At 38.5% G+C, this 13,001-nt stretch carries 11 protein-coding genes; 9 read left to right on the top strand and 2 right to left on the bottom strand.

Annotated elements, in window-relative coordinates; translation table 11 throughout:
* From rluF to CWD91_RS06965, 4 genes are all read left to right on the top strand, one after another.
* Entirely contained in the window at positions 1–735 is a 735-nt protein-coding gene (rluF, locus tag CWD91_RS06950) for a 23S rRNA pseudouridine(2604) synthase RluF (protein ID WP_103440246.1), read from the top strand.
* A 43-nt stretch (positions 736–778) separates the two neighbouring features.
* A complete protein-coding gene (locus tag CWD91_RS06955) occupies positions 779–2,308 on the top strand; it encodes a carbon-nitrogen hydrolase family protein (protein ID WP_103440247.1) in 1,530 nt (509 codons plus the stop codon).
* 462 nt (positions 2,309–2,770) lie between these two features.
* A complete protein-coding gene (locus CWD91_RS06960; RefSeq protein ID WP_103440248.1) occupies positions 2,771–4,108 on the top strand; it encodes a carboxypeptidase-like regulatory domain-containing protein in 1,338 nt (445 codons plus the stop codon).
* Positions 4,109–4,205: 97 nt separating this feature from the next.
* Positions 4,206–5,258, top strand: coding sequence for a S66 peptidase family protein (locus CWD91_RS06965; RefSeq protein WP_103440249.1), 1,053 nt, complete (start codon positions 4,206–4,208; stop codon positions 5,256–5,258).
* A 118-nt stretch (positions 5,259–5,376) separates the two neighbouring features.
* Here the strand turns inward: CWD91_RS06965 and recQ are convergent, their stop codons facing one another.
* The gene (recQ, locus tag CWD91_RS06970; protein WP_103440519.1) at positions 5,377–7,578 is read right to left on the bottom strand and encodes a DNA helicase RecQ; all 2,202 of its coding nucleotides are present in this window, start codon (positions 7,576–7,578) and stop codon (positions 5,377–5,379) included.
* 210 nt (positions 7,579–7,788) lie between these two features.
* Here recQ and CWD91_RS06975 point away from each other — a divergent pair, with 210 nt between their 5' ends.
* The 4 genes from CWD91_RS06975 to lptB all read left to right on the top strand — a co-directional run bounded on the left by CWD91_RS06975 (position 7,789) and on the right by lptB (position 10,732).
* Positions 7,789–8,754 carry a KpsF/GutQ family sugar-phosphate isomerase gene (locus tag CWD91_RS06975; RefSeq protein ID WP_103440250.1) on the top strand — a complete coding sequence of 322 codons (966 nt, stop codon included), beginning with the start codon at positions 7,789–7,791 and terminating at the stop codon, positions 8,752–8,754.
* Complete coding sequence (tatC, locus tag CWD91_RS06980) at positions 8,754–9,593, top strand: twin-arginine translocase subunit TatC (RefSeq protein ID WP_103440251.1); 840 nt, start codon at positions 8,754–8,756, stop codon at positions 9,591–9,593. The genes CWD91_RS06975 and tatC overlap by 1 nt, the downstream gene beginning before the upstream one ends.
* Positions 9,577–9,927 carry a carboxymuconolactone decarboxylase family protein gene (locus CWD91_RS06985; RefSeq protein ID WP_103440252.1) on the top strand — a complete coding sequence of 117 codons (351 nt, stop codon included), beginning with the start codon at positions 9,577–9,579 and terminating at the stop codon, positions 9,925–9,927. Before tatC ends, CWD91_RS06985 begins: the two co-directional genes overlap by 17 nt.
* A gap of 64 nt (positions 9,928–9,991) precedes the next feature.
* Positions 9,992–10,732, top strand: a complete 741-nt coding sequence (lptB, locus tag CWD91_RS06990) for an LPS export ABC transporter ATP-binding protein (RefSeq protein WP_103440253.1) — start codon at positions 9,992–9,994, stop codon at positions 10,730–10,732.
* 127 nt (positions 10,733–10,859) lie between these two features.
* Here the strand turns inward: lptB and CWD91_RS06995 are convergent, their stop codons facing one another.
* On the bottom strand, positions 10,860–11,621 hold the full coding sequence (locus CWD91_RS06995) for a CDP-alcohol phosphatidyltransferase family protein (RefSeq protein ID WP_103440254.1): 762 nt from the start codon (positions 11,619–11,621) through the stop codon (positions 10,860–10,862).
* A gap of 180 nt (positions 11,622–11,801) precedes the next feature.
* Here CWD91_RS06995 and CWD91_RS07000 point away from each other — a divergent pair, with 180 nt between their 5' ends.
* On the top strand, positions 11,802–13,001 hold the full coding sequence (locus CWD91_RS07000) for a lipoprotein N-acyltransferase Lnb domain-containing protein (RefSeq protein ID WP_239985680.1): 1,200 nt from the start codon (positions 11,802–11,804) through the stop codon (positions 12,999–13,001).

Below are 13,001 nucleotides of genomic sequence, written 5' to 3' on the forward strand. Positions count from 1 at the left end.
ATGAAAGAGAAGGAAGCCACCCGAATAAACAAATTTTTAAGCGAAGTAGGCTATTGTTCGCGACGTGCCGCGGACAAACTTATAGACCAAGGCAGGGTTACCATTAATGGCAAAGTTCCTGAAATGGGAACAAAAATTACCGCTTATGATGAAGTCAGGGTAGATGGCGAGCTTATTTCCGAACCTCAAGAGAAGCCGGTATATATTGCTTTCAATAAACCCATTGGCATAGTATGCACCACAGATACCAGGGTTGAAAAAGACAATATTATCGACTTCATTAATTATCCTAGTAGAATATTCCCTATAGGTAGATTGGACAAGCCTAGTGAAGGCCTTATCCTTTTGACCAATGATGGTGACATAGTCAATAAGATCTTAAGGGCCAGAAATAAACATCAGAAAGAATATTTAGTAACAGTGGATAGGCCTATTACCAAAACTTTCCTCGAAAAAATGGCCAATGGGGTACCTATACTTGATAGGGTAACCCGAAAATGCGAGATCGAGGAAATTGGCAAATTCCAGTTTAGAATTGTACTAACACAAGGCCTTAACCGTCAGATCAGAAGAATGTGCGAGTATTTGGGTTACAATGTTACCGCTCTTAAACGCATAAGGATCATGAATATTCAATTGGATGTTCCCGTGGGTAAATGGCGATATTTATCCCTAGAGGAGTTAAAAGAAATTAATGATATGATTTCGAACTCCACTAAGACACATCAGAAATAAAAGCAGTATAATAATCCCCTAATTTAATTTTAATAGTATGACTATGAAGATGGAAGATATTGAAAATATTGAGTTAATATATTTAAGTTTAGACGACTATCAAGAGCTTAAGACCGCTATGATAGCCTCCTATTCCAATATGCCCAACTCATATTGGAGGGAGAAGCAAATAGAGAATTTAATATCCAGATTTCCGGAAGGACAGGTAGTCATAAAAGTAAACAACCAGATTGCCGGCTGTGCACTTTCCCTTATTTTGGATTATACCGAATTCGAAAACAAGCATACCTATCAACAGATTACGGGCAATTATACCTTTAACACCCATTCCCCTGATGGGGATGTGCTTTATGGGATCGATGTTTTTATAAAACCTGAGTATAGGGGAATGCGTTTGGGCAGAAGGCTGTACGACTATAGAAAAGACCTTTGTGAGCGCCTAAATTTGAAAGGGGTTGCATTTGGCGGCCGAATTCCCAACTACCATAAATATATGGACACCATGTCGCCAAAAGCGTATATTGAAAAGGTAAAGCGCAAAGAAATAAACGACCCAGTCCTTAATTTTCAGATTTCCAACGATTTCCATCCCAGTAAAATTCTAAAAAATTATTTGGAAGGAGATTCTGATTCCAATGATTATGCCGTCCTTTTGGAGTGGGATAATATTTATTATGAAAAGAAGAATAAAAAGGCAAGTGTCATTAAAAAAGTAGTGCGCTTGGGGCTTATTCAATGGCAAATGCGTCCCTATAAAAATCTGGAAGACGTGCTGCAACAAGCAGAATATTTCATTGATGCCGTTTCGGGCTATAGATCGGATTTTGCCTTGTTTCCCGAATTTTTTAACGCTCCGTTAATGGCGGAGAACAATCATTTATCGGAGTCCGCTGCCATCAGGGAGCTGGCCAAACACACCGCCACAATAGTTCAGAAATTTTCCGAATTGGCCATTTCCTATAATATTAACATTATTTCGGGAAGTATGCCTGAAATAAAGGACGAAAGGCTCTACAATGTGGGGTACATCTGCAAAAGGGATGGCACGAAGGAACGATATGAGAAATTACATGTAACACCCGATGAGGCAAAGGTGTGGGGTATGCAGGGAGGCACTGAACTCAAAGCTTTTGACACCGATTGTGGAAAAATTGGCGTATTGATCTGCTACGATTCTGAATTCCCGGAATTAAGTAGACTATTGGCAGACGAGGGCATGGATATTTTATTTGTACCCTACCTAACAGATACCCAAAACGGATTTTCCCGAGTAAGGAATTGCTCACAGGCCAGAGCCATAGAAAATGAATGTTATGTGGCCATTGCCGGTAGCGTGGGCAATCTTCCCAAAGTGCACAATATGGACATACAATATGCCCAATCCATGGTATTTACACCCTGTGATTTTGCCTTTCCCGCTAACGGTATAAAAGCCGAAGCCACTCCAAATACGGAAATGATCCTCATTGTTGACTTGGATATAGATTTGCTGAGAGAACTTAATCAGTTTGGAAGTGTAAGGAACCTTAGGGATAGAAGAACGGATATTTTTGAACTTCGGAAAAAGAACTAACCATAAATATTTTATTCCAGATTCCTTTTACAGGTTTAAATAAAAATAAGTGATTCAGCTTTAGCGCAATACAATTGTACAATGGACAAAATATTTCAAAACCATCCTTTAGGGACTTATTGAAATACTTGGTTTTTCCATTCACCTAGTCACAATAACGGATAGTTTTAAAACTATCCGTTATTGTATTATTTCGAAGATAATCGATTAATATTAGGCACTTTATACTATACAACATAAAAACCTACTCCATTACCTAGACTTCCCCGGCAAGGGTTACTTAAAATATATACTGAAATTTAATAGGGTATATCGTTAAAAATCATTAACTTAGGAAGACAATCGTTCATTGATATAAGCAGTAAATGCTTAGCTTGAATTTACCTAAACCAACCTGCACCAACCACGATTTAAATTTATTGCAAATACCTCTGAGCGATAAAAACAGTAAAATTTGAACAGATGAAACTTAAAAAAAATCCCTTTGTAAAAACTCCCCTTATAACCGCAATTTTAATTTTGCTGTTGATAGGGGTAACGCCCTCCGTTTCGGCGGCATTGCTGTACCAAGATGTGCAGGAACAGGAAAATTCCTTTAACCAATATCACGGTAAAATTGTTGATAGCGAAACCAATAATCCATTGGTCTTTGCCAACCTTACGATTGAAAACTACAATATAAGTACCGTCAGTAATACGGAGGGTTACTTTTCCTTAAAAGTTCCCAAAGAAATTAGTGAGGGCCAAGTTATTGTTTCCTTTTTAGGATATAAGACCAAAACAATCCCTTTAAGCCAACTTAAGGAGAATAAGAATGAAATTGCACTGGAGGTAAGCATTACGGAATTGTCAGAGGTGAGCCTTGCAGTACCAAAAGATGCCAAGGCCCTTGTCAAAGAAACATTACTGAGAAAAGGTGATAATTATTTTGACGACCCTACCTTAATGACGGCTTTTTACAGGGAAACCATTAAAAAAAGAAGGAAAAACGTATCCTTGTCCGAGGCAGTGGTCAATATTTATAAATCTCCCTACAATTCCGATCGCAGGGACGCATTACAGCTTTACAAGGCAAGGAAAAGTACCGATTATAACAAATTGGACACATTGGCCATTAAACTACAAGGAGGACCTTTTAACACCCTATTTGTGGACATGATAAAATATCCACAGTATATTTTTACCGAAGAAACCTTTGATGATTATACCTTTACTTTTGAAAACTCCACCCAAGTAAATAATAAACTAATTTTTGTTATCAATTTTAAGCAACTGGAATCTATAACAGATCCCCTTTACCAAGGAAAGTTGTATATAGATGCTGAGAAGAAAATTTTGACCAGCGCCATTTATTCCCTGAACATTACTGACCAGGAAAAGGCTTCCAAAATGTTCGTACGTAAAAAACCAGCGCATGCAAATGTTTGGCCAACAGATATAGCCTATCGGGTGGATTATAGGGAAAAGAACGGAAAATGGTATTACGGTTATAGCAATGTACTCTTGGAGTTCAAGATAAATTGGGACGACAAACTATTCAATTCGGTATATAGCATGACTTGCGAAATGGCCATTACCGACTGGGAAAAGAATACCAGTGGTGAAACTCCTAAATTTAAGGACCGTATTAAGTCTTCCATCATTCTGGAGGATGAGGCCATTGGATTCTCCGATCCCGATTTTTGGGGTGAGTACAATATTATAGAACCTGAAAAGTCTATAGAATCTGCCATCAAGAAAATACAACGACAATTGAGAAGAGCCAAATCCAAAGAGGACTCATCCTCCCTTGGCATATAGTTTTATTTTTAAAATACAAATATGAAGTCCGCCACGCACATGGCGGATTTTTTTTGTTTGATATTTAATATATTTAAGTCTTACAAAAAAAACTAAAATGAAGAAAAGGAGACAATTCTTTAAAACAGCCGTAGGTGCAGGCATGGCAACATTAATTCCTTCCGCAATAATGGCAAGTGCCCCAGAAAAAAAATCCAATAATACCATAAAGCCTAAAGCATTAAAAAAGGGAGATACCATTGGGCTTATTGCACCCGGTTATGCCATTAAATCAGAAATATTGGTAGAAGCCAAAGAAACTTTGGAAAAAATGGGATTTATTCCTTTCCATACAAATCGCTTATATGGAAATCACGGGTACTTTAGCAATACCGATACTGAAAGGGTCGCAGATTTAAACGAAATGTTTGCCAATAAAAATGTAGATGGCATTCTTTGTGCCAGGGGAGGATATGGTTGTACCAGAATTATGCATTTGATCGATTATGAACTAATAAGAAACAATCCTAAGGCCCTAATTGGTTTTAGCGACATAACGGCCCTTTTAAATGGAATTCACCAAGAAACTGGCCTAATTACCTTTCACGGACCTGTTGGAAGCACCATCAACGATCCCTATAGTATAGAGCAGTTACAAAATGTAGTAATGAAATCAAAAGCATGGTCCTTTATTGATAATGTTGAAATAACGGATCAAGAGGAATACAATAAACCAGAATATAATAGATATTGTATTACCCCGGGAGTAGTATCAGGAAAACTGGCAGGAGGTAGTTTAACCCTGGTAAATGCCCTCATAGGAACTCCACATGAAATTGATTTCACCGATGCAATAGTTTTTCTTGAAGACATTGAAGAAGCCCCCTATCGCATTGATAGGATGTTGACCCAGTTAATGCATGGCAAAACTTTTAATAAGGCTGCTGGATTCGTTTTTGGAGTTTTTAAAGGATGTGACAGCATCCCAGACCCAAAATCTTTTACGTTAAAGGAGGTTATAATGGACCGGATAAAGCCTCTTGGGATACCCGCGGTTTATGGTATGACTTTTGGCCATATTGAAAACAACTTTACCCTACCTATAGGAATAAAGGCCAAATTGGACACTGATAAAATGACATTGCATTTATTGGAAAAGGCTGTCGAATAGAAAAAGGTCCAAAACTAGCTTGGCCGATTATTCTTGGGGACATAGAAATTGTCATAAAAGAGCACCACGGCACCTCTTAATGAAGACCACACTTCCCTGATCAAAGAACTGACACCCTTTAATTGGCTACTTCGCTAATAAACTTCAACCTATACAACCTAAGTTCTTCGTCTTCATATTCACCGTCAAATTCCTTTAATGCCACTTCTAGGTCATCGGTTTGGGCCTCTAGGAAATAATCATGGATTTCTTCCTGCTGGTCTTCATCCAACATCTCATCAATCCAATAGGCTATATTCAATTTGGTTCCACTAAACACAATTTGTTCCATTTCCTTGATCAATTCTTTCAATTCCAATCCTTTGGCGGAAGCAATGTCATCCAAGGGCAACTTCCTATCCACGTTCTGAATGATGTATAGCTTCAATGATGAATTGGCACCCGTACTTTTTACGATCAAATCGTCCGGTCTCAAAATATTATTATCCTCAACATAGGCGGCAATTAGCTCAATAAAGGGCCTACCGTACTTCTTCGCCTTGCCTTCCCCTACTCCGTAAATATTTACCAATTCATCCAAGGATATCGGATATTTAAGTGCCATGTCCTCCAAGGAGGGATCCTGAAATACCACAAAAGGAGGCACCCCCAATTTATGGGCTTCTTTTTTTCTTAAATCCTTTAAAATCTTCAACAAATTATCGTCGGCCACACCGGCAGAGGATTTTGCCGCACTAACTATGGCATCATCGGCCTCCTTATTGTATACATGATCCATCGTCATCATAAAGGAGGTAGGGTTCTTTAGGTATTCCTTTCCAGCAGGAGTTACATGAAGAATACCATATTGTTCTATTTCCTTTTTAAGCAGTCCGGCAACCAGTGCTTGCCGAATCAAAGCCATCCAATATCCCTTATCCCTATCCTTTCCCGTTCCAAAAAATTCCTTCTCATCGGTTTTATGTGAAGATATCAAGGCGTTAACCTTTCCTATCAATGCCCTGACAATTTCCTTGGATTTAAATTTTTCACTGGTACCCACCACTACATTGATCAATTTAACCACATTGTCTTTGGCCTCTTGCTTTTCTTTAGGATTTCTGGTATTGTCATCCATTTCGGCACCATCACCGTTAATTTCGTCGAATTCCTCCCCAAAATAATGAAGAATGAATTTTCTGCGTGACATTGAGGTTTCTGCATAACCCACAATTTCCTGAAGCAGAGCGTTGCCTATTTCTTGTTCGGCCACAGGCTTTCCAGACATGAATTTTTCAAGTTTTTCCACATCCTTATACGAGTAAAATGCAAGGCAATGTCCCTCTCCCCCATCTCTTCCGGCCCTTCCAGTCTCTTGATAATAGCTTTCTATGCTTTTGGGAATATCGTGATGTATAACAAAACGAACATCCGGCTTATCTATACCCATCCCGAAGGCGATGGTCGCCACTACCACATCCACATCTTCCATTAAAAACATATCCTGATGTTTGGATCTGGTTTTACCATCCAATCCCGCATGGTAAGGTACAGCGCTAACGCCGTTGACTTGCAATACTTGGGCCAACTCCGTTACCCTCTTCCTACTTAGACAGTAAATTATACCCGATTTACCAGAATTTTGCTTTACAAAACGAATAATGTCCCCATCAACATTTTGGGTCTTTGGCCTTACTTCGTAATAAAGATTTGGTCGATTAAAACTGGCCTTGAATACCTTGGCATCGGTTATACCTAAATTCTTGATAATATCTTCCTGAACTTTGGGAGTGGCTGTGGCAGTTAGGGCAATTAGAGGAATATTATCACCCAATCTGTTGACAATGGATTTTAGATTGCGATATTCAGGTCTAAAATCGTGTCCCCATTCCGATATGCAGTGTGCCTCATCCACTGCAACGAACGATATTTTCTCGCCTTGTAAAAAATCCACATATTCCTCTTTGGTCAAGGATTCGGGAGCAACGTACAAAAGCTTGGTCACCCCGCTGCTGACATCCAGTTTCACCTGTCTAATCTCTGTCTTTGTCAATGAAGAGTTTAAAACGTGGGCCACCCCGATCTCACTGGACACGTCCCTTATGGCATCAACCTGATTTTTCATTAAGGCTATCAAAGGCGATACCACTATGGCCGTACCTTCCTGCATAAGGGCAGGGAGTTGATAGCAAAGTGATTTACCGCCACCAGTGGGCATTATTACGAAGGTATTTTTACCTTGTACAATATTCTTAACAACGTTTTCCTGTAAACCTTTAAATTGGGAGAATCCAAAATATTTCTTTAGGGAGGCATGTAAATCAATCTCATCTATACCCATACCGTACTTCACCATTTTTATTAATATATTATTGACACCAAAGCCAAAAAGAAATTCCTTAAGTTAAGGAATTTTTGTCTTTTTAGTAAGTATTTATTGTAAATAAATTTGTTCAAATTTAAAATATACTATAAAATTAAGTTTATGTAATTTTGTAGAATAAATATAAGACTTTCTTTTAGGAAAATCATCACATAATTTTAAATTACTTTGAGCGATACCAAAGCTATATTGGCCATAGCGAAGAAAACCATTGAAACTGAGGCCGCGGCAATATCCCATTTAGGCTCCCTCTTAAACGAAGACTTTTCCAATGCTGTGGAATGCATCAGACATTCTAAAGGCAGGGTTATAATTTCCGGTATCGGAAAAAGTGCCATCATTGCCTCCAAAATTGTTGCTACCCTAAATTCTACAGGAACCCCATCTATTTTTATGCATGCCGCAGACGCCATCCATGGAGATCTTGGCACCATTCAGAAAAACGATGTGGTTATCTGCATTTCCAAAAGTGGAAATACAGCCGAAATTAAAATGCTGGTACCGCTAATCAAAAGTGGGAACAATAAATTAATAGGGATGACAGGAAACCCTGATTCCTTCTTGGCCAATAATGCGGACCATATATTAAATACCTATGTTGAGAAGGAAGCCTGCCCCAATAATCTGGCACCTACCACCAGCACAACTGCCCAATTGGTTATAGGCGATGCCCTGGCAATTTGCCTTTTGGAACTAAAAGGGTTCAGCAGTAAGGACTTTGCAAAATACCACCCGGGTGGTGCTTTGGGCAAGAAACTGTATTTAAGGGTCGGCGATATTTCAAATAATAATCAAATCCCCCAAGTGCTTACTACTACCGATGTAAAATCTGTAATCGTTGAGATCTCTGAAAAAATGTTGGGGGCTACAGCGGTATTGGAGAATAATAAAATTGTTGGTATAATTACCGATGGGGATATTAGGCGTATGCTCAACAAATTTGACAACATATATGGTTTAACCGCCAAAGATATTATGAGCATAACACCCAAAACCATTGCCGTGGACGTACTTGCCGTAAAAGCTTTGGAATTAATGCAGGCTAAAAACATATCACAATTATTGGTTGTTGAAGGGGAAAATTACAAAGGAATAGTACATTTACACAATTTAATAAAAGAAGGCATACTATAATGGCAAAAAACATTAAGATCCCAAATGAAATGTCGTTCCTGGACCATTTGGAAGAACTAAGATGGCATTTAATACGATCAACCCTAGCCATCGTTATTATTGGAGGAATAGCTTTTCTAATGAAAGGCTTTATTTTTGATACAGTCATTTTCGGCCCTATGATGCCAGATTTTCCAACTTACCATGTATTTTGTGACTTTTCAAAGATGCTAGGTTTTAGTGAGGCCTTCTGTAATACCGAACCAGAATTTACAGTGCAGAGCAGACAAATGTCCGAACAATTTTCCGCACATATTTGGACCTCCATTTGGGCTGGTTTCATCATTGGCTTTCCTTATGTACTATATGAATTGTGGAAATTTATTGCTCCTGGTCTTTATGACAATGAGCGCCAGAATGCGCGGGGATTTATCTTTATAGCTTCCTCTCTTTTCTTTATGGGGGTATTGTTTGGATACTATGTGGTAGCCCCTTTGTCCATTAATTTCCTAGGGAGTTACTCTATAAGTGACACCGTAGTGCGTGAAATAGATTTGGTATCCTATATCTCCACCGTTAGAGCATCAGTGATTGCTTGCGGTTTAATTTTTGAATTGCCCATTATCATATATTTCTTGACAAAAATAGGTCTGGTTACCCCTGAAATACTACGTAAATACAGAAAAATAGCCCTTGTAGTAGTACTTATTCTATCTGCTGTAATTACACCACCGGACGTAGCCAGTCAGATCATTGTGGCAGTACCCATTTTAATCCTTTATCAAGTGAGTATCTACATCTCCAAGGTTGTATTGAGAAGAGAGGCCAAAAAACAGAAGAAAAATGTCAAATCAAGTTAAGGAGTTTAATGACTATCGTTCCAAAATGAACGAAAAGTTACTCGCTCACAACAATAAGATAATTAAAAGAATTTTCAACCTGGACACCAATGCCTATGCCGCTGGTGCTTTGGATGTAAAGACCAAGGAACTTTTGGGACTTGTTGCCTCTGCAGTGCTTCGTTGCGATGATTGTGTTAAATACCATTTGGAAAGCTCGTTCAATGAGGGTGCAAGTAAGGAAGAAGTTATGGAAACTTTGGGAATAGCCACCCTTGTGGGCGGCACTATAGTAGTACCCCATTTGAGAAGAGCCTATGAATATTGGGAAGAATTGGAAAAACAGGAAGGTTAAAAAAATTACAATATCTTTTCCCTAACTAATATAAGGCTTAGTTTTGGAGGATAGCAAAGGTACTATGAAGCTAAGAGCAGATAATATAATGAAGTCCTACCGAGGGCGACAAGTGGTTAAGGGAATTTCCTTGGAAGTTAACCAAGGAGAGATTGTTGGTTTATTGGGTCCCAATGGTGCCGGAAAAACTACATCGTTCTATATGATCGTAGGTTTGATCAAGCCCAATGGCGGCAATATTTATCTGGATAAAATGGAAATCACGCGCTTTCCCATGTACAAAAGAGCGCAAAATGGTATTGGTTATTTGGCACAGGAAGCCTCTGTATTTAGGAAATTAAGCATCGAAAAAAATATTCTCAGCGTACTTCAATTGACCAACTTGAGCAAAAAAGAGCAGTTGATGAAAATGGAATCGCTTATAGAGGAATTTGGACTGGGCCATATTCGAAAAAACCGGGGCGATCTTTTATCCGGGGGCGAAAGAAGGAGAACTGAAATAGCTAGAGCCTTGGCCACAGACCCCAAATTTATATTATTGGATGAACCCTTTGCCGGAGTAGACCCCGTTGCCGTTGAGGATATACAAAGAATTGTGGCCCAGCTTAAAAATAAGAATATTGGTATTTTAATTACAGATCACAACGTACAGGAAACCCTGGCGATTACAGAACGCTCTTATTTAATGTTTGAAGGAGGCATCCTTAAATCTGGGATTCCCGAAGATTTGGCAGCCGATGAAATGGTCCGAAAAGTGTATTTGGGACAAAATTTTGAACTACGTAAAAAGAAACTGGATTTTTAATTTTTTTTGAACCACTTGCAAATCCTTAGTTCTTTATTAGTATTGTATTTCCCTAAACCAACACTACTAATACACCTCTTTCTAAAAATTACTGCAATCAACTGCTCCAATGGTAATATTACAGCACTCAAACGGTTTTTGGGACATTTAATTGATTCACCAGGGAACTTATAATGTAGAAGGCAATAATGGCCGGAATAGCCATAAATTTCATGGTAAGGATAAGCACAAAACTTACCACTATAAAAATATAACGCAATGCGTTATCCTTAAAACCCCAATTTTTAAACTTCAAGGCAAAAAGGCCAATTCGTGCATTCAGCAAATAGGAACTCAGTAGGGTTGTACCGATCAAAAACCATTTATTGAGGATTATGGTATTTAAAAAATCATTGTTATGATATAGCAATATTAGTGGAAAGGAAAGTATCAGCAGGGCATTGGCCGGAGTAGGAAGTCCCACAAATGAGGAAACCTGATTCTCATCCAGATTAAATTTCGCCAAACGATATGCCGAAGCCAAGGTAATCAGAAAACCAAAAAAAGGAAGCAACGGAATATCAAATGCCGCCCACCTCATTGTTTCTGCTGAATCCAATTGCAGTCCTATATTCCATCCACCGCTATAAGACATACTCAATAGCTGAAACATTACAATACCAGGCACCAACCCACTGGTAATCATATCGGCTAGGGAATCCAATTGCAGTCCCAATTCACTCTTTACATCCAATACACGGGCCGCCAATCCATCAAAAAAATCAAAGAATATGCCCAAAAAAACAAAAGCCGCAGCCAACTCCAATTTATTCAAAACAGCAAACACAGTGGCCACACAACCACAAAAAACATTTAACAAGGTTATAATATTGGGAATATGGCGTTTCATAGTTCTATTTTTAAATCATTTAATACCAAAATCTGCAGAATTCAGGTAGGTACCGTTGCGTAAAAATACCATTTATTAAAAAATGCTGTTAAAATATATCCTGTTTTTTATAATACCCTATACTATGCTACACAAATCCTTTAAATTATTCGATATTTGCGTTGATATTTTCAAAAATTAGTGGCCCTACAGTATATGCGTATAAAGATTCTTTTTTTTACCTTTTTTTTAGGCCTAATATCCTTCGGTACTGCACAGCTGAGGGAATTGACCCCTGAAGCCCAAATAAGCGTTTTAACCTGTGGCTCGGGCAATGACCTATACACCACATTTGGCCATAGTGCAATTAGAATCCAGGATTCCGCACAAGGAATGGACTGGGTATATAATTATGGGACCTTTAATTTTGATCCGCCCATGTTTTACATGGAGTTCGCTATGGGCAAATTATACTACTCATTGAGCAAGCAGGACATGCCCAACTTTTTGTACGCCTACGAAATGGAAAACAGATGGGTAAAAGAACAACTTTTACAGCTTACACCCTTACAAAAAAATGAGCTGTTCCAATTTTTGGAAAACAATTATCGCCCTGAAAACAGGGACTATAAATACGATTTCTTTTTTAACAATTGCGCCACCAAAATAGGCGACGTATTGCAAGAAGCACTAGGTGAAAAATTACTGTTCAACGAAGGGCATTTAGAAAAAAAATACACCTTCAGACAACTGATCCACCAAAACCTAATCGCCAATTCTTGGTCCAGCTTTGGGATAGACCTCGCTTTAGGTTCAGTGATCGACAAGACAGCCACCGTAAGGCAACATATGTTCTTACCCATTTATGTTATGCAACAATTGGGCAATACTACCTTGGCAGACCATGATCTTGTACTTAGGGAAAGAACCATATTGGATTCCGTAAAACAGAAGGGAAAGGGCTACTTCCTGGCCTCTCCCCTATTTTGGATCTTGGCCTTGCTAGTCTTTGTTCTTGTTATAACTTATATTGATTACAAAAATCATATTAGGAGCAGGGTCATAGATTCCCTATTATTTTTTATGACTGGTTTAGCCGGAGTTCTATTGGTTTTTCTTTGGTTTTTTACTGACCATACGGCCACAGCCAACAACTTTAATATTTTATGGGTATTCCCATTAAATTTAATTGTTGGTTTTATAATTCTTAAAAAGAATAATAATCCGGTGTGGCTGCCCAAATACCTATTATTTCTATTGGGATTATTGGGCTTGACCCTAATTTTGGGAATATTCAAAATACAGGTGTTCTCCTCTCTAGCCATACCACTTTGGATTATGCTGGGCGTGAGATATCTTTTTTTATGGAAGTATTTCCAGCAACAAATAAGTTTAAAATAA

The organism is Arenibacter hampyeongensis, from assembly GCF_002909255.1.
GTDB lineage: Bacteria > Bacteroidota > Bacteroidia > Flavobacteriales > Flavobacteriaceae > Arenibacter > Arenibacter hampyeongensis.

What these genes read in the sequence shown, in the direction of transcription:
- rluF (WP_103440246.1), top strand. Translation starts at nt 1, where the DNA reads ATGAAAGAGAAGGAAGCCACCCGAATAAACAAATTTTTAAGCGAAGTA.
- CWD91_RS06955 (WP_103440247.1), top strand. Translation starts at nt 779, where the DNA reads ATGAAGATGGAAGATATTGAAAATATTGAGTTAATATATTTAAGTTTA.
- CWD91_RS06960 (WP_103440248.1), top strand. Translation starts at nt 2,771, where the DNA reads ATGAAACTTAAAAAAAATCCCTTTGTAAAAACTCCCCTTATAACCGCA.
- CWD91_RS06965 (WP_103440249.1), top strand. Translation starts at nt 4,206, where the DNA reads ATGAAGAAAAGGAGACAATTCTTTAAAACAGCCGTAGGTGCAGGCATG.
- recQ (WP_103440519.1), bottom strand. Translation starts at nt 7,578, where the DNA reads ATGGGTATAGATGAGATTGATTTACATGCCTCCCTAAAGAAATATTTT.
- tatC (WP_103440251.1), top strand. Translation starts at nt 8,754, where the DNA reads ATGGCAAAAAACATTAAGATCCCAAATGAAATGTCGTTCCTGGACCAT.
- CWD91_RS06985 (WP_103440252.1), top strand. Translation starts at nt 9,577, where the DNA reads ATGTCAAATCAAGTTAAGGAGTTTAATGACTATCGTTCCAAAATGAAC.
- lptB (WP_103440253.1), top strand. Translation starts at nt 9,992, where the DNA reads ATGAAGCTAAGAGCAGATAATATAATGAAGTCCTACCGAGGGCGACAA.
- CWD91_RS06995 (WP_103440254.1), bottom strand. Translation starts at nt 11,621, where the DNA reads ATGAAACGCCATATTCCCAATATTATAACCTTGTTAAATGTTTTTTGT.